The sequence below is a fragment of the Haemophilus sp. SZY H68 genome (assembly GCF_018829685.1).
In the GTDB taxonomy this organism is placed as follows: domain Bacteria; phylum Pseudomonadota; class Gammaproteobacteria; order Enterobacterales; family Pasteurellaceae; genus Haemophilus; species Haemophilus haemolyticus_K.
The window spans coordinates 197317-214298 of sequence record NZ_JAHKKB010000002.1; the positions used below are offsets into that span (position 1 = coordinate 197317).

A 16982-nucleotide genomic window follows, 5' to 3' on the forward strand; every position below is an offset into this window, starting at 1 on the left:
CATCATCAAATAAAAATGTCAGAAATAAAACTTATTGTTGGTTTAGGAAATCCTGGCGATAAATATACCGATACACGCCACAATGCGGGCGAATGGCTTATTGAACGCTTGGCACGTCGTTTTAACGTTTTGCTAAATCCAGAAAGTAAATTCTTCGGAAAAACTGCCCGCACTTTAGTGAATGGAAAAGAAGTGCGCCTTTTAGTACCGACAACTTTTATGAATTTAAGTGGTAAAGCGGTTGGGGCATTGGCAAGTTTTTACCGTATTAAACCTGAAGAAATTTTAGTGATTCATGATGAATTAGATTTACCGCCAGGCACAGCAAAACTCAAACAAGGTGGCGGGCACGGTGGACACAACGGCTTAAAAGATATTGTGGCTCAACTAGGCAATAACAATAATTTCTACCGTTTACGTATTGGCATTGGGCATCCAGGCCATCGTGATTTAGTGGCAGGTTACGTCTTAAATAAACCCTCACCGGCAGATCGCGATGCACTTGAAAAAGTGCTAGATGAAGCGACTGATTGTGTAGAAATGATTTTCAAAGATGGAGTGGTCAAAGCGACCAACCGTTTAAACAGTTTTAAAATTTAAAAGTGCGGTTAGTTTTACAACCGTTTTACTCAAAATAAGGAAAAATTATGGGATTCAAATGTGGTATTGTGGGATTGCCAAATGTGGGCAAATCTACTCTTTTTAACGCGCTCACTAAAGCTGGTATTGAAGCCGCAAACTATCCATTCTGTACTATCGAGCCAAATACTGGTGTCGTACCAATGCCAGATCCGCGTTTAGATGCATTGGCAGAAATCGTTAAACCTGAACGTGTATTACCCACCACGATGGAATTCGTGGACATCGCAGGCTTAGTTGCGGGAGCAAGTAAAGGTGAAGGCTTAGGTAACAAATTCCTCGCTAATATTCGTGAAACCGATGCGATTGGTCACGTCGTTCGTTGCTTTGAAAATGACGATATCGTGCATGTTGCGGGGAAAATTGACCCACAAGATGACATTGATACCATAAATACCGAATTAGCCTTAGCAGACTTAGACAGCTGCGAACGCGCGATCCAACGTTTACAAAAACGTGCCAAAGGTGGCGACAAAGAGGCTAAATTTGAACTTTCCGTTATGGAAAAAATCCTTCCTGTACTTGAAAATGCGGGAATGATTCGCTCTGTTGGGTTAGATAAAGAAGAATTGCAAGCAATCAAGAGTTACAACTTCTTAACTTTAAAACCAACAATGTATATCGCAAACGTAAATGAAGATGGTTTTGAAAATAATCCATACTTAGATCGCGTTCGTGAAATTGCTGCAAAAGAAGGTGCAGTTGTTGTTCCAGTATGTGCGGCGATTGAATCTGAAATTGCGGAACTTGATGATGAAGAAAAAGTCGAATTTTTACAAGATTTAGGCATTGAAGAACCGGGATTGAACCGCGTAATTCGTGCGGGTTACGCACTTTTAAATCTTCAAACTTATTTTACTGCTGGCGTAAAAGAAGTACGAGCTTGGACAGTTTCAGTTGGAGCAACCGCACCAAAAGCAGCAGCAGTAATCCACACCGACTTTGAAAAAGGCTTTATCCGAGCAGAAGTTATCGCTTATGAAGACTTTATCCAATTCAACGGTGAAAATGGTGCAAAAGAAGCGGGTAAATGGCGTTTAGAAGGCAAAGATTACATCGTACAAGATGGCGATGTAATGCACTTCCGTTTTAACGTGTAAGCCGTTAATATCACTCTATTAAAAATTTATATGGTCGATAAACAAAATTATCGACCATTTTATTTAATTCTAATACCTTTTAATACTAGCCTGTAAAGCTAGATAACCATCCCAAATTTATACCAACTTGAGCAATTATATTTAATAATCCAAACAAAATAATAAAACCAATCATCATACCTCCCCCATAGACTTTATAATCTGCCATTGGAAATTTTTTACGACTTGCACGAACCAATAAGGCAGGCACAATAGCAGCCCAAATTGTTGCAGCAAGCCCAGCATAACCAATCGCAATCACAAATCCATAGGGAAATTGGAGGCTTAACAACAAAGGCGGAATAAATGTCACTATTGTTGTTTTTGTTCGTCCGAGAAAGCTATCATCAAACTTTAATAAATCAGCAATATAATCAAATAACCCTAATGTTACCCCTAAAAATGAACTTGCAATCGCCATATAAGCAAAAAAATTCAGAATAATCGCGATATAATCAGTTTCAATATATTTATGTAACGCTTCCAGTAAAGCAGATACATCACCGCCTTTTTCTATTACTGGTGCAAATTCTGTACGCGGTAAATTACCTTGAATCGCTAATTGCCATAAAATATAAATAACGAGCGCTAAACTGGTTCCAATAAAAATCGCTCTCATTACTCGCTGAGCATCTCGATTATAATATTTCACTAAGCTTGGTACATTGCCATGAAATCCAAAAGAGACTAAACACACAGGAAGTGCGGTCAATATATAAGGTAAATATTGCTGTTCACCAGAGCTTACGGTATTCAATAACACCTCTGTTTTTACCGAACTAAGCAATCCCGTCGTTGAAAGAAAAAAAGCAACAACCATTCCCGCAATTAAAACCGTCGTAAATCGATCTACGGCTTTTGTAGAAAACCAAACGAATACAGCCAAAACAACACAAAAAATTAAGGAACCTGAAGTACGCCCAATTTCTACCGCACTTTCTGGTGATCTCAAAAATTGATTTAATAAACTTTGCGTAATACCACCACCAGAAGTTATATAGGCATAAGTTAAAATATAAAGAACAAAAGCAACCGATAAGCCATTTATAAGATTCCATCCCTTGCCTAGCAAATCTTTCACAATCGTATCAAAGCTTGCGCCCGTCGGATAATGCAAGTTAGCCTCTAGAATCATTAATCCTGACGTAGTCATACAAAACCAGGTATAAATCAAAGCTAAAATGGAACCAATAAACCATACACCAGCTGTTGAAGTTGGATTGGCTAACATACCTGCACCAATTGCTGTTCCGGCAATAATCATCGCTCCACCAAGCAAAGAAGGATGTTTTTTTTGTGTCATAATCTTTTCTCAAAATAAAAATTCGCACTATTATAGTAGTGCAATGATAAAACGCAATATTTTATCTCTCGTAAAATGGTTACAATATCCCTATAATCAATCTATATTGTTTACTAGATATTTTTATAAGATTATTCAATATGCTTAAAGACTATAAAAAGCCGTTTTTTATCCTTCTCAACTCTTTTGTTCTTGCTGCTTGCGTAAGTTCAGCTGAAGTTAACCAACAATCAGAACACAACTACACTCAAGAAATTAATAAAATGAAAGTAAGAGGTAAAATAGACTATAGCTCCACAACAGCAAAACGTATTCACTCAATCTTTGAAAAAATGGTGCCTTATGCGGATCGTGAAAATCACACTAATCTGCCTTTCAAATGGCAAATAAATGTTATTAAATCGGATCAACTCAATGCATGGGCAATGCCTGGTGGAAAAATGGCATTCTATACAGGATTAGTGGATCGTTTAAAACTTACTAATGATGAAATCGCGACTGTTATGGGACATGAAATGGCACATGCATTAAAAGAACATGGTAAATCTCAAACAAATTTTGGAATAGTCACCAATATTGCTGCACAGCTTACTCATGTAGCTCTTTCAACAACCATTGGAGAAGAGGCTAGCGGATTGGCTGTCGGATTAGTAAAAGATTACGCTTTAGATAAACCTTATTCACGTAGTGCAGAAACAGAAGCAGATGAAGTTGGATTAATGTTAATGGCTAAATCAGGTTTTAATCCTCAGGCTGCGCCAGGGCTATGGGATAAAATGAAAACGGCATCTGACCATACAGGTGGTGTATTGGCAGCACTGTCATCAACGCATCCTACTGATGAGTCTCGACAAGAAAATTTGAGACGTTTATTGCCGAAAGCGATTGAACTTTATAAAAGTTCTAAGTAGATAGAATAGACTAATCAAATTCTATTATTAACCCTGAAATATAAAAAAACAGGCACAATATGCGCCTGCTCAAGATAAAATAAAAGATTATTCTAAACGTTTTGCTACTTCTAACCAATCAGCTTTAAACTCACGTTGCATATTGTTAATAGCATCAATGATATCATGATGAACAAGTCGTTCATTTTGAATTCCCACGCAATAACCACCTTTGCCTTGAAGTAACAAATCAACGGCATATGCGCCCATACGAGATGCAAGTATTCTATCAAATGCACAAGGTGAACCACCACGCTGAATGTGACCTAATACGGTTGCACGAGTTTCATGCCCTACACGCGCTTCGATTTCTTTCGCAAGAGAATGCACATCAGTTAATAGTTCTGTAATCGCAATAATTGCGTGACGTTTACCACGGATAATACTACGTTCTATTTGTTGAATAAGTTCTTCTCGATTAAATTCAACTTCTGACGCCACAATATATTCACATCCGCCCGCAATCCCCGCAGAAATTGTTAAGTCACTACAATGGCGTCCCATAATCTCTACAATTGAAATACGTTGATGAGAACTTGATGTATCACGTAAGCGGTCGATAGCATCAACAGCTGTTTGCAAAGCAGTTTGATAACCAATTGTATAATCAGTACCCGCTACATCATTATCAATCGTACCAGGCAAACCAACACAAGGAAAACCATGCTCTTCTGTTAATAATTTTGCCCCCATATAAGATCCATCACCACCAATAACAACTAATGCATCAATATCATGAGAACGCAAAATTTCCGCACATTTTGCTCTTACAGTAGAATCTTTAAATTCAGGAAAACGGGCGGAACCTAAAAACGTACCGCCTCGATTAATAATATCAGAAACACTATAACGGTTTAGTTGTTTAATTTTATTATTAAATAAACCTTGATAACCATCATATATTCCAAACACTTCCAAGCCTTCGGCAAGTGCTGAACGAACAACCCCTCTGATTGCTGCATTCATACCTGGCGCATCGCCTCCACTTGTTAATACTGCAATTTTTTTAATCATAATTTTCTACTTCTAATCTCAATTGAAAATGCTGTTAAGATTACACCATTTGAGGTATCTACTCTAGTGAAATCTTACAAGATTTTGATTATGTGTAACACTTATATTAATGCTTACAATCCCATAACCATTCTAGATCTTGCAAATGCTTAATCTCTTTTTCGACAATATATTTTTGGATATATTTACGTACTTTTTCATCAGAAAAACGAGCTGAAAGATAAGGTTGTTGTACTTTTTGAGCATATTGAAACTGCACAAAACCACACTGAGGCAAATCACGGCCCCTCATCATATTTACCTGCCAAGAGGGATTTTCTTTTGTTGGTGAATACACAACATACCCCTCTAGTTCAGTCGCATTAGGAGATTTGTCAGGAACAATATCAAAATGAAAATGCTTTACCCCCGTATTGCGATAAATACGCTCACGTAACGCAATACGCGATGTTATTGAACGCGGAGGATGATTACGATCAAAAAGCACTTCTATTTGTGACTGCCAATTTTCTAAGGTATCTGGCTTCGCAACATAAACATATCGAGCTATCGTATCTAAATCTTGACTACCCGCAAGTACATAATTTTTTCCATTATGCTCAATTTGGGTAGGAATATTAAGTTGTGTTAATTTAGTTGCACAGCCTGAAAGTAAAAGTGCGGTCAATATGATAAAAATTTTATTCATTGATATCTCGCTTAAATACAAATTCGGTTTCAGTTGATGATGTTGAATCAAACCAATAACCACCTAAATCAAATTCTTTTAATTGTTCAATTTCGGTTAAACGATTTTGAATAAGATAACGGCACATTAAGCCTCGAGCTTTTTTAGCATAAAAGCTAATTACTTTGTATTTGCCATTTTTATTGTCTAAGAAAACAGGCTTAATAATTTGGGCATTAAGATGGTTTTCTTTAACCGATTTATAATATTCATCTGAGGCTAAATTTATCAGAATATTATCACCTTGTTCATCAATAGCTTGTTGAACCGCTTGGGTAATCACATTTCCCCAAAAGGCGTACAGATCTTTTCCTTTTGGATTGACTAATTTTGTGCCCATTTCTAATCGGTAAGGTTGCATTAAATCAAGCGGTTTTAAAAGTCCATAAAGGCCAGAAAGCATACGTAAATGGGATTGTGCAAAGGCAACATCATCCTCAGAAAGTGAATCAGCATCTAAACCAGTATAAACATCTCCTTTAAATGCAAATAATGCAGCACGGGAATTGTTTTCATTGTGAATTTTTGTCCATTCAGCAAAGCGTGCAACATTTAGACCGGCTAACTTATCGCTGATAGACATAAGTGATGAAAGATCTTGCGGAGAAAGTTTACGACAAACTTCAATAAGCTGTTCGCTGTAATCAGTAAAGTGCGGTTGAGAAACAGAAAAATTTTTTACCGCACTTTCAAAATCAAGAGTTTTAGCGGGAGAAATAATAGCTAACATAGTCATCCTTTTATCAGAGATAATCCTCGGTATTTTAGCATAAGTTAATAGTCTGAGGCAGACAATGATTTGGTCTTTTTTGAAACTATCACAAACACCAAGGTTCATTTTATAACCAACTCTACAACATAAAAAAATAAATGCTAGTCAAGCTAATAAAATTGGGCTAGTATAATCCCATAAGAATTACCTGGGGTGTTCGTCAGTGGGCTATGTCCCTGAGCCGATACTTTAAATCTTATAAATTGGTTTCCTATCGTTGGTGTGTAGGCTTAACCTTTGACTCGTTCATTGGGCTAAGAAACCTGAAAACGGTATCAACTGATTTCCTTGAACCGTCGGGTTCAAGGACTACTGCCCGCAGCGGCACTCTGGGTCCTATCTTCTCCTTTCATTTCTATGAATATTCAAAAACGCCAGCAAATCCGCTCTGAAATTCGAAAAATACGAGCAAATTTAACCGCACTTCAACAGCAACAAGCTGAACAATCAGTGACTCAACAGGCGTTAAATCTTATCGATCAACGACAAGCCAAAAATATTGCATTATATTTTTCTTTTGATGGTGAAATTTCGACAAAAACCTTAATACAATCCCTTTGGATACAAAACAAAAATGTGTATTTGCCTGTTTTACATCCTTTTACTCAACATCATTTATTGTTTTTACACTATTTACCTAATACGCCAATGAAACAAAATCAGTTTGGTATTTGGGAGCCGAAGCTGAATGTTCAAAATGTTTTACCATTAAATGAACTGGATATTTTATTCACGCCATTAGTGGCTTTTGATAAACAGGGAAATCGCCTTGGCATGGGCGGTGGGTTTTATGATCGCACGTTACAGAATTGGCAAGATAAATCTTTTATTCCAGTAGGTTTAGCACATCAATGTCAGCAAGTAGAAAATCTTCCCACTGAGCATTGGGATGTCCCACTATTCGATATTTTGGTGGGTTGAAACCTATCATCAAATTTTTATTGATAGATAAAATCAAAAATATTTCAATTTTTCTCTTGAAATCCCTTTAAACGATCTTACTTAATTTAGGCAAACGGCGAAAGCCAAAACCAAATTGAGGAAAGTGTATGAACATTGAAAAATTTACAACAAAGTTCCAAGAAGCTTTAAGCGAAGCACAATCACTTGCTATCGGAAAAGATAATCAATTTATTGAACCCGTGCATTTATTGACCGCACTTTTAAATCAACAGGGCGGCTCAATTGCACCAATTTTAACTGCAAGTGGCGTAAATGTAACTTTATTGCGTAATGAGTTAAAGACTGAACTAAATAAATTGCCGCAAGTGATTGGCAATGGCGGTGATGTACAACTTTCACGCCAGCTCATTAATTTACTCAATCTATGCGATAAATTTGCACAACAAAACCAAGATAAATTTATTTCAAGCGAATTATTTTTGCTTGCAGCTTTAGAAGAACGAGGAGCGCTCAGCGATATTTTGAAAAAGTGCGGTGCGAAAAAAGAACAAATTTCGCAAGCCATCCAGCAAATTAGAGGGGGACAAAACGTGAATGATCAAAATGCAGAAGAAAGCAGACAAGCATTAGAAAAATATACGATTGATTTAACTGCTCGTGCAGAAAGTGGCAAGCTTGATCCTGTGATTGGGCGTGATGAAGAAATCCGTCGAGCGATTCAAGTATTACAACGTCGTACCAAAAACAACCCTGTGTTAATTGGTGAACCGGGTGTAGGTAAAACCGCTATCGTGGAAGGTTTGGCACAACGCATTGTAAATGGTGAAGTTCCAGAAGGTTTGAAAAATAAACGCGTACTTTCATTAGATATGGGGGCGTTGATTGCTGGTGCGAAATATCGTGGTGAATTTGAAGAGCGTTTAAAAGCGGTTCTCAATGAACTTTCGAAAGAAGAAGGTCGCGTTATCCTCTTTATTGATGAAATTCATACTATGGTCGGCGCGGGTAAAACCGATGGTGCGATGGATGCGGGTAACTTATTAAAACCAAGTTTAGCGCGTGGTGAATTACATTGTGTGGGTGCAACAACGTTAGACGAATATCGTCAATATATCGAAAAAGATGCCGCACTTGAGCGTCGTTTCCAAAAAGTCTTTGTGGACGAACCAAGTGTAGAAGATACTATTGCGATCTTACGTGGTTTGAAAGAACGTTATGAAATTCACCACCATGTAGATATTACTGACCCTGCGATTGTCGCTGCAGCAACGCTTTCACACCGTTATATTTCTGATCGTCAGTTACCTGATAAAGCCATTGATTTGATCGATGAAGCGGCGTCTAGCATTCGTATGGAAATAGATTCTAAACCTGAACCGCTTGATCGTCTTGAACGTCGTATTATCCAACTAAAATTGGAACAACAGGCGTTACAAAAAGAAGAAGACGAAGCAAGTCGCAAACGTTTAGAAATGTTAGAGAAAGAATTGACCGAAAAAGAACGTGAATATGCTGAACTTGAAGAAGTGTGGAAATCTGAAAAAGCAACGCTTTCTGGCTCTCAACATATTAAACAAGAATTAGATACTGCAAAAACCGAACTAGAACAAGCTCGTCGTGCGGGTGATTTAGCTAAAATGTCTGAGTTGCAATATGGCCGCATCCCTGCTCTTGAAAAGCAACTCGAGCAAGCTGAAACCAGTGAAGGAAAAGAAATGACGCTTTTACGCTATCGCGTCACGGATGAAGAAATCGCAGAAGTGCTTTCTAAAGCTACAGGCATTCCAGTATCAAAAATGATGGAAGGCGAGAAAGAAAAACTCTTGCGTATGGAAGATGAACTACATAAACGAGTGATTGGCCAAGAAGAAGCAGTTGATGCCGTCGCAAACGCGATTCGTCGTAGTCGTGCTGGTCTTTCCGATCCTAACCGCCCAATTGGTTCTTTCTTGTTCCTCGGTCCGACAGGTGTAGGTAAAACAGAGCTTTGCAAAACTTTGGCTAAATTCTTGTTTGATAGTGAAGATGCCATGGTGCGCATTGATATGTCTGAGTTTATGGAAAAACACAGTGTCTCTCGCTTAGTCGGGGCACCTCCAGGTTATGTTGGTTATGAAGAAGGTGGTTATTTAACTGAAGCTGTTCGCCGTCGTCCGTATTCAGTGATCTTGTTAGATGAAGTAGAAAAAGCCCATACGGATGTATTCAATATCTTGTTACAAGTATTGGATGATGGCCGTTTAACTGATGGGCAAGGTCGTACCGTGGACTTCCGTAATACCGTGGTGATCATGACCTCTAACTTAGGTTCTGATTTAATCCAAGGTAACAAAGAGGAAAGCTATAGCGAAATGAAGTCCTTAGTGATGTCGGTTGTTAGCCAACATTTCCGTCCGGAATTTATCAACCGTATTGATGAGACAGTGGTATTCCATCCGCTTGGTAAAGAGAATATTCGTGCGATTGCAAATATTCAATTAGAGCGCTTAGCAAAACGTATGGAAACTCGCGGCTATGAATTGGTGTTTACTGACGCTTTATTAGATTTCATTGGTGAAGTGGGTTACGACCCAATTTATGGTGCACGTCCATTGAAACGTGCAATTCAACAAGAAATTGAAAATGGTTTAGCTCAGGAAATATTATCAGGTCACTTATTGCCAGGACAAGTCATTGTTGATTATATAGATAACAAAGTCCAAACAAGACAATAACCAATTAAAAGAAGCCATTTAGTTAATACTAAATGGCTTTATCATAAGTACAACCAAATTTCGATTTATTTTAATATAAACATCGGCGTATCACTGATTGGATCACGGTGAATAATGACGTCCAAATCAAACACTTCTTTTAACAAATCCTCTGTCATCACTTCATCCGGGGCTCCCTGTGCCATTACAGCACCTCTTTTCATCACAATTAAATAATCGCAATAACGACAAGCTTGATTAAGATCATGCAATACAGTAATCACTGTTTTTCCATTCTGCTGCATTTGTCGCATCATGCCCATGAGTTCAGCTTGGCGGTTTAAATCCAGATAAGTGGTAGGCTCATCGAGTAGCACTAATTCGGCATCTTGCGCAAGTGTCATTGCTAAAAATACCCGTTGTTGTTGACCACCAGATAAATCAGAAACCAACTGTTCGGCAAGTTCAGCAGTTTGTGTTTGATCCATCGCCCAAGTAACCAATTCTTCATCTTTTTGGCTGAGTTTGCCCCAGAGATTTAAGTAAGGCGAACGCCCGTAGGCGATCAATTCCCGCACTTTAATCCCTTCTGGTACCAGGTGTTGCTGCGGGAGAAAAGCCAATTCTTGGGCATATTCTTTAGGGCTTTTTTGCCAAATATCCTGACCTTTATGGGTGATTGAACCTTGCTTCGGTTTGAGCAAGCGAGCCACCGCTTTTAATGTGGTGGACTTACAGCAACCATTTGGGCCGATTAATGCAATCACTTTATTTTTCGGGAATTTTAGCGACAGATTTTTAACCACGAGTTTATCTTGATAACCTAAAGATAAATTATTGATTTCAATGCTCATTATTTAGTTCTCATCAATAAGTAGAAGAAATATGGCGCACCGATAATTGCAGTCAGAATACCCGCTGGGAGTTCAGTTGGTGGGTCAATTACCCGCGCCAAAATATCCGAAAGTTGTAATAAGAGGGCGCCAATAATCAAGGCTGCCGGTAATAGGGTGCGATGCCGGCCACCGACTAAACGGCGAGCAAGATGCGGAGCAACTAAACCTAAAAAGGCAATCGGACCACAAATTGCCACGGCTGTAGTAGAAAGGGCTACCGCTAGCACTAAAACGCTAATTTGCACTTTATTTACGGTCACCCCCAAGGTGGAAGCTTTGTTTTCACCTAAACCAAGGGTATCGAGATCGCGACAGAAAATAAATGGCAAGGGTAGCAACACTACTAACCATGGTAATACCACATTTAAATAAGACCAGCTGCGCCCCCACAGGCTTCCTGTGAGCCATAACATTGCCGTATTGATCTCGACTGGATTGGTAAGCATCAGATAATGACTAATGGCTGCCCACAATGCGGAAAGTGCTACCCCAATGATTGCCATTTTGATAGGGCGGAAGTTAAAACCGCACACGATCCATAAAATGACAAAAGAGAGCACACCACCTAAAAAGGCAAAAATCGGTATCCAGTAAAATGCTAAGTTTGGCAAGAACATCAATACCGAAACAGCAATTAACCCAGCTGCATTGTTAATCCCTAAAATATCGGGAGAGGCAAGTGGATTACGCACCACGCTTTGTACGAGCACACCAGAAATCGCTAAGGCGCCGCCTAATAAAATCGCTAATACCGCACGGGGTAGGCGATATTCCATCAAGGTAAAATAGTTTTTATCATCAGGCTTAAAGGCCGCCCAAATTTCCTCAAAGGAAAGCGTATAAGTGCCGAGACGAATACTCAACCCAAAGAGCAGTACCATTAGACCAAGCGTGAGGACATAAAAGCTGATAGCACGAAAAGATACATGAGAGGTTCGCATTAGTGTCTTCCTCTGGCAAATAATACAAAGACTGGTGCACCGATTAAGGCAAGCACCGCACCAGCAGGTACTTCACTAGGGAAGTTGACCGCGCGGGCAATGGTATCTGCAGCGAGCATTAAAATTGCGCCGAGTAGCATCGCCATGGGGAGCGATTTTCGCAAGTCATAACCAATCCAATAGCGGGCAAGATGGGGCACTAGTAAGCCAATAAAGGCCACGGGGCCGGCAACACTTACGCTTGAACCTACAATCAATAACGCCATGATGTTAGCATACCAACGTAAACGGAAGAGATTGATGCCTAGTGAACGAGCGGATTCATCGCTTAAATTGAGTAAATTTAAACGGCTGGCAAAAAACAGGCAGAAAAGTGCGGTCAAAATAAAGAACGGAAATAATGTCAATAATTCATTCCAACGGGCATGTGCAATGCCACCAGCTAGCCAGCTCATAATACCGAAGGCATGATCTTCCGCGATAATCAGCACCAATTTCGTGAGCGCGGCACAAAGTAGTGATACGGCAATCCCCGCTAAAATCACCCGGCTACGATCCCCGCTGTTGTCTTTCCATCCGTTGCTGATCAGCATCACCACAAGCCAACTCAGACCGCCACCGATACTAGCCACTAAAGCAATGCTATAACCAGAAAGAATTAAGGGGCTAAACGCACTGGCGGTCACCATGGAAAGACTGGCTCCTGAGTTCACGCTGAGTAATGTAGGGGAGGCTAGTGGATTGCGCGTAATGGTTTGTAACAACGCACCTGCCACCGCAAGATTGGCACCTAAAATCATGCCAACTAATGCGCGCGGTAAGCGTAAATCGGTTACCGTAATTTTGGCAATTTCATCGCCATCGGGGAGGAGCGCTTGTAAAGCTGCAAGCGGTCGAATTTCGATGGGATAATACAAAAACAGGCTTCCCCATAATAGTAAAGCCAGAATGATAAGGGGAAGTCCCCAACGGAAAGTGGACTTCATCATTATTTTTGTTTCACGAAACCTTCAATTTGTTTTGCCATAATTTTGCTCGCTTCTAAGCCACGACCGCGAGCCCACATGTCGGCATCAACGCTGTAAACATGGTTTGCTTTTACGGCAGGAATGGCTTTCCAAAGTGGCTCAGCTTCCCATTTTCGCGCAATACTTTCATCACGGTAATGAGCAATAAAGAGATATTCCGGTTTTTCTATTACTAATTGTTCAAGGTTAATTTCTACTAACGATTTATTTCCATCAAGTTTAGTTGGGGCAAATCCAAGAGCAGTTAAGAAACTACCGACATAACCATTTGAACTTTGAATATTAAATTTATCTTCTCGTGATGTACCGAATGATGCTTTCTTATCCTTTACTCCCAAATGTTTCGCAATATTCGCAATATAATCATTGTGTTCGGTAATTTTTGCTTTCATTTCAGCACTTTTACCCACTAAATCACCAATTTTTTGCGCAGTTTCAAGATTTTCTTGATAACTTTCATGACGAGAATCGAACATCACTGTTGGCGCAATTTTTTTCAATTCTTCAAACACCGCTGTGTGACGGGAAGGATCAGCAATAATTAAATCTGGTTTGAGAGAAGCAATCACTTCAAGACTCGGTTGAGAACGCGTACCAACGGATTGCCATGCAGCAATTTTTTCGCGTACTTGCGGCAAAATACGCTCAACTTTATTATCGTCAGCCACTCCCACAGGACTTACCCCCACTTGTGCTAGGGCATCTACGAAAGAATACTCTAATGCCACCACTCTGGTTGGGGTTTTATCAAGGGTAAACTCACCATTAGCATCTTTTACCGTTACTGCACCGGCGAAAGTAGATGCCATTAACAATACAGAAGTGAGAGTTGTTTTTAATAATTTTTTCATGACATGTCCTCCAGTAATAAAAACGAGGTAATTATACACAAAAAAATGAATTGATAATGATTTTCTTTTGATTGAATCCTAAAATTACTGAATTCTTGCTATATAGCATTTTGTTATTTCTAATAACATCTAAATATTAATTACTAAGAGGCTACTTTAAAACAGAAATAGCGCGTTAAATACGTGTTATTTTAGACCGCTAACATAGCTCTAGAAGTTTGATCTAATAGACATATCAAACAAGAAAATGCCTATGCTTAAAAATACTGCCCCTCCTCTATATGAACTCAAGATGATAAGTCTTTAGCAATTGGTTCAACAAGACCATCTTGTTCACAAAGTAGCGAGATCCATTGATTTTGAATTTATCCATGATGAGGGCGCTCATCTTTATTGTCAGGATAACGGTCATCCAGCTGTTGACCCTATTTGATAGTTTAAAATAATACTGTTGGGCTATCTCTTTGGTATTAAAAGTGAACGGCAATGGATAAGCCAATGTGGTTTACCACTGGTTTTAGGGATGTCCTTAACAAAAAAGTGATTGACACCAGCACACTTAGCCAAAATAATCTTCGTCGTTTTAATGGTGCGGATGTATTTGAGCATATTTTTTACTTGTATCGTATGGAAAGCAATTGAAAAAGGCTTGATGGGGGCAAGTATCCGTTTACAGACAGTACCCATTTAAAGCTAGCGCTAATAAGAACGAAAAACATAATAAAAAGTATAAGGTACAAGTCAGTCAGTATATTGATATGCTCACCCAAGATGTGGTGAAAATACGAAAAAAGGAAAGAAGCCGTTAAAAGCGAGTGAAAAAGTGGCAGAAATCAAAGACATCAAGGCAAGCATAGGATTATTTTAAATACCTTTGCCTCGGGCAGGTAATATCAATGACAACTAACCCTATATTGCTCACCTTAATTCCTCGACATAACGCTTTCAGCTCCTCCCAAAAAAGCCGTCAGGCTTGATGCTGACTATTTTACCGCCCCTATCACAGAAAGCTTGGCTCGCCGAGAGGTTATTAGTGTATTTGATTATCATCGCCCGAGCAAAATCAAAAAACCGAAAGGCTGATTACCTGACACACTTATCAAGCTACGATAGAAAACGTCGATACAGTTAAGTCATCGGAGCAAGGGAAAAACTCTACGAAACTGACTGCTTGAATGGCAATCTAAAGTGAAATGTAATAGAAAGAGACAAAACCCACCTTTATACCAGATGGTCTATAAAGTGGGTTTGCCTGAGGTATAAAATCGAGTGTTAAATACACGCTATTTTTAAATTTTATTTTTTAGGTAACGCATCAGTCGAAGCATTAAATTTTACATTTGATGAAGTGTAAGCCTCAAAGTGCGGATGTTTTTTCATAAATTTAATGAAACTTTCCGCATCAGGCAAGTATGTATCAACGCCTTCATATTTTGGATCATTAAATAATTTACCAAAAGTTTTGTAACCATCTTTACCGCTAGCTACATAAGCATTGGTACCAACAAGATAACGTTTATTATCATCAATTGGTTCCCATTGTTGGGTTTGTTTATTCAAGACTTCCACACTCACTAAGCGTTTACCTTCCGCATTTGGTGTTTCATTCGCTTCGTAACGAATACCTGCTCCATAAGGGAATGCCCCTGTAGAACCATCAACTAAAGCAAATTGCATCGCATCTTCAAGCACTTGTTTCACTAACGAACCTTCCATTTTATAGGTATATAACGTATTACCGAAAGGCAAGAAAGTATAAGCATCATTAAAAGTCACATTGCCCGGTAAAATATCCGCACGCACACCACCTGCATTTTGAATGGTTAAATCCACTGTTTTGAGTTCGTTATACATTGTTTCTGCAATAAAACGCGTTGCGATAGAACCTTCTGGATTTGAGCCTGCTTTATTTGGGATACGGTTTGCTGAACCACCCGGCATTGCAGAACCAGTGATAACACCAACAATTTCTTGTGCTAAACGATCTTTTTCACTTTTATATTTTGAAATAAGCATGTCTGTTTTTGCATCATGATCATCAAGTGAAATACTCTTCATTGATTTTAAAGTATCAAGTGCTTTTTTACGTTCATCGCCAGTTAATTCAGTCCATTTACCCTCCGCATTTTTCACTTGAAGTTTATGAGAACTCATTAACACGTGAGGAATTTTACGAGTAATAGACGCAATACCTTCAGGACTGAATTTAACACCTAAATCCCCCACAACAGCAGAATAAGCCCAACCCTCCATTACAAACACCGGTTCGCCATTCGGATTTTTAAATTCAAGCGGATATTCATAGATTACTGGTAATTTTAAACCACGTAATTCATCATTTCCGTATAAATAATGCGAATCGCCAGTAACGATCACATCAATATCATTAACTTTTTGCGCGATTTCGATATTTTTTTCACTACCTGCGTGTGAAAGTAGGATGATTTTATTAATACCTTGTTGTTTTAGCGCATTTGCCATAATTTGTGCGGTAGCAATTTCATCATAGAACTTCACATCTTTACCTGGTGAAGAGGAATTAACCGTTTTATTCACGGTGTCTAAACCGATAATAGCAATTTTTTCTCCATCCACAGTGAAAATATCGTAAGGTTTCCATTTGTTATATAAAATTGAATTTTTATCAGGAATAACATTAGCTGAAAGTACTGGGATTTTTAATGGCTCGAGTAGTTTTAATAAACCTTCATTACCCGCATCAAATTCATGATTACCCAAAGTAAAATAATCAAAATTACCTGCATTCATGACAGCCGCATCAGCGGAACCACCAAAAAGGGTGAAATACAGCGTACCAGTAATCGCATCACCAGCATGTAGCACTAATGGATTTTTATACTTTTTGCGTAACTCATAAAGTTTTCCATTCACAGCAGAAAAACCACCAATATCCACTTTTGTTTGTTGACCATTTAAATTAATTCTCGCTTCGTGCGGTTCCAAGTAAGAATGATGGTCATTAATATGCAAGATACTTAACTCCACAGCTTTATGTGCTTGCGGCACTTCTTTAGCAAAGGTTGTGCCTGAGCAAAGCATTGCTAATGCACTAACTGCAAAGGTAACTGATTTTTTAGATAAAAACATAATGGCTCCTTATGAGTA

Annotated in this window: 14 protein-coding genes, 1 other RNA gene and 1 pseudogene; 7 read left to right on the top strand and 9 right to left on the bottom strand. The window is 38.9% G+C overall.

Annotation, left to right across the window (positions count from 1 at the left end):
• Window positions 1–15 precede the first annotated feature (15 nt).
• Together pth and ychF are read left to right on the top strand one after the other, a co-directional pair.
• A complete protein-coding gene (pth, locus tag KP712_RS04865) occupies window positions 16–600 on the top strand; it encodes an aminoacyl-tRNA hydrolase (RefSeq protein WP_106014032.1) in 585 nt (194 codons plus the stop codon).
• 47 nt (window positions 601–647) lie between these two features.
• A complete protein-coding gene (ychF, locus tag KP712_RS04870; protein WP_005627284.1) occupies window positions 648–1739 on the top strand; it encodes a redox-regulated ATPase YchF in 1092 nt (363 codons plus the stop codon).
• Window positions 1740–1824: 85 nt separating this feature from the next.
• Here the strand turns inward: ychF and mtr are convergent, their stop codons facing one another.
• Window positions 1825–3081, bottom strand: a complete 1257-nt coding sequence (gene mtr, locus KP712_RS04875) for a tryptophan permease (RefSeq protein WP_106014031.1) — start codon at window positions 3079–3081, stop codon at window positions 1825–1827.
• Window positions 3082–3221: 140 nt separating this feature from the next.
• On the opposite strand from mtr, the gene KP712_RS04880 reads away from it, so the two are divergent.
• Complete coding sequence (locus KP712_RS04880) at window positions 3222–3992, top strand: M48 family metallopeptidase (protein WP_048953917.1); 771 nt, start codon at window positions 3222–3224, stop codon at window positions 3990–3992.
• A gap of 87 nt (window positions 3993–4079) precedes the next feature.
• On the opposite strand, the gene pfkA is transcribed toward KP712_RS04880, so the two are convergent.
• The 3 genes from pfkA to yaaA all read right to left on the bottom strand — a co-directional run bounded on the left by pfkA (window position 4080) and on the right by yaaA (window position 6502).
• Complete coding sequence (gene pfkA / locus KP712_RS04885) at window positions 4080–5045, bottom strand: 6-phosphofructokinase (RefSeq protein WP_048953918.1); 966 nt, start codon at window positions 5043–5045, stop codon at window positions 4080–4082.
• 106 nt (window positions 5046–5151) lie between these two features.
• A complete protein-coding gene (locus KP712_RS04890) occupies window positions 5152–5733 on the bottom strand; it encodes a hypothetical protein (protein WP_048953919.1) in 582 nt (193 codons plus the stop codon).
• Window positions 5726–6502: a peroxide stress protein YaaA gene (gene yaaA / locus KP712_RS04895; protein WP_048953920.1), complete on the bottom strand. Its 777-nt coding sequence runs from the start codon at window positions 6500–6502 to the stop codon at window positions 5726–5728. Before yaaA ends, KP712_RS04890 begins: the two co-directional genes overlap by 8 nt.
• A 184-nt stretch (window positions 6503–6686) precedes the next feature.
• Here yaaA and ssrS point away from each other — a divergent pair.
• The 3 genes from ssrS to clpB all read left to right on the top strand — a co-directional run bounded on the left by ssrS (window position 6687) and on the right by clpB (window position 10161).
• A non-coding RNA gene (ssrS, locus tag KP712_RS04900) (6S RNA) lies at window positions 6687–6884 on the top strand.
• Between the two features lie 17 nt (window positions 6885–6901).
• Window positions 6902–7465: a 5-formyltetrahydrofolate cyclo-ligase gene (locus tag KP712_RS04905; protein ID WP_106014030.1), complete on the top strand. Its 564-nt coding sequence runs from the start codon at window positions 6902–6904 to the stop codon at window positions 7463–7465.
• A gap of 128 nt (window positions 7466–7593) precedes the next feature.
• Entirely contained in the window at window positions 7594–10161 is a 2568-nt protein-coding gene (gene clpB, locus KP712_RS04910) for an ATP-dependent chaperone ClpB (RefSeq protein WP_048953922.1), read from the top strand.
• Between the two features lie 65 nt (window positions 10162–10226).
• Here clpB and fecE read toward each other — a convergent pair whose 3' ends face one another.
• The 4 genes from fecE to KP712_RS04930 are packed head-to-tail and all read right to left on the bottom strand — an operon-like array spanning window position 10227 to window position 13856.
• On the bottom strand, window positions 10227–10994 hold the full coding sequence (fecE, locus tag KP712_RS04915; RefSeq protein ID WP_106014029.1) for a Fe(3+) dicitrate ABC transporter ATP-binding protein FecE: 768 nt from the start codon (window positions 10992–10994) through the stop codon (window positions 10227–10229).
• Window positions 10994–11977: a Fe(3+) dicitrate ABC transporter permease subunit FecD gene (gene fecD, locus KP712_RS04920; RefSeq protein WP_215770623.1), complete on the bottom strand. Its 984-nt coding sequence runs from the start codon at window positions 11975–11977 to the stop codon at window positions 10994–10996. The genes fecE and fecD overlap by 1 nt, the downstream gene beginning before the upstream one ends.
• Window positions 11977–12966: an iron-dicitrate ABC transporter permease FecC gene (gene fecC, locus KP712_RS04925; RefSeq protein WP_065265328.1), complete on the bottom strand. Its 990-nt coding sequence runs from the start codon at window positions 12964–12966 to the stop codon at window positions 11977–11979. Before fecC ends, fecD begins: the two co-directional genes overlap by 1 nt.
• Window positions 12966–13856 (bottom strand): Fe(3+) dicitrate ABC transporter substrate-binding protein, encoded by an 891-nt coding sequence (locus KP712_RS04930; protein ID WP_106014026.1) that lies wholly within the window; start codon window positions 13854–13856, stop codon window positions 12966–12968. The genes fecC and KP712_RS04930 overlap by 1 nt, the downstream gene beginning before the upstream one ends.
• Window positions 13857–14166: 310 nt before the next feature.
• Between KP712_RS04930 and KP712_RS09120 the strand changes: the two are divergent.
• Window positions 14167–14924 (top strand): annotated as a pseudogene (locus KP712_RS09120) (transposase); the annotation flags it as partial.
• Between the two features lie 228 nt (window positions 14925–15152).
• On the opposite strand, the gene nadN reads toward KP712_RS09120, so the two are convergent.
• A complete protein-coding gene (gene nadN / locus KP712_RS04940; RefSeq protein WP_048953927.1) occupies window positions 15153–16964 on the bottom strand; it encodes an NAD nucleotidase in 1812 nt (603 codons plus the stop codon).
• Window positions 16965–16982 lie beyond the last annotated feature (18 nt).

Bases quoted from the DNA above. Each gene is read 5' to 3' on its own strand.
- pth (WP_106014032.1), top strand. From the start codon at position 16: ATGTCAGAAATAAAACTTATTGTTGGTTTAGGAAATCCTGGCGATAAA.
- ychF (WP_005627284.1), top strand. From the start codon at position 648: ATGGGATTCAAATGTGGTATTGTGGGATTGCCAAATGTGGGCAAATCT.
- mtr (WP_106014031.1), bottom strand. From the start codon at position 3,081: ATGACACAAAAAAAACATCCTTCTTTGCTTGGTGGAGCGATGATTATT.
- KP712_RS04880 (WP_048953917.1), top strand. From the start codon at position 3,222: ATGCTTAAAGACTATAAAAAGCCGTTTTTTATCCTTCTCAACTCTTTT.
- pfkA (WP_048953918.1), bottom strand. From the start codon at position 5,045: ATGATTAAAAAAATTGCAGTATTAACAAGTGGAGGCGATGCGCCAGGT.
- KP712_RS04890 (WP_048953919.1), bottom strand. From the start codon at position 5,733: ATGAATAAAATTTTTATCATATTGACCGCACTTTTACTTTCAGGCTGT.
- yaaA (WP_048953920.1), bottom strand. From the start codon at position 6,502: ATGTTAGCTATTATTTCTCCCGCTAAAACTCTTGATTTTGAAAGTGCG.
- KP712_RS04905 (WP_106014030.1), top strand. From the start codon at position 6,902: ATGAATATTCAAAAACGCCAGCAAATCCGCTCTGAAATTCGAAAAATA.
- clpB (WP_048953922.1), top strand. From the start codon at position 7,594: ATGAACATTGAAAAATTTACAACAAAGTTCCAAGAAGCTTTAAGCGAA.
- fecE (WP_106014029.1), bottom strand. From the start codon at position 10,994: ATGAGCATTGAAATCAATAATTTATCTTTAGGTTATCAAGATAAACTC.
- fecD (WP_215770623.1), bottom strand. From the start codon at position 11,977: ATGCGAACCTCTCATGTATCTTTTCGTGCTATCAGCTTTTATGTCCTC.
- fecC (WP_065265328.1), bottom strand. From the start codon at position 12,966: ATGATGAAGTCCACTTTCCGTTGGGGACTTCCCCTTATCATTCTGGCT.
- KP712_RS04930 (WP_106014026.1), bottom strand. From the start codon at position 13,856: ATGAAAAAATTATTAAAAACAACTCTCACTTCTGTATTGTTAATGGCA.
- nadN (WP_048953927.1), bottom strand. From the start codon at position 16,964: ATGTTTTTATCTAAAAAATCAGTTACCTTTGCAGTTAGTGCATTAGCA.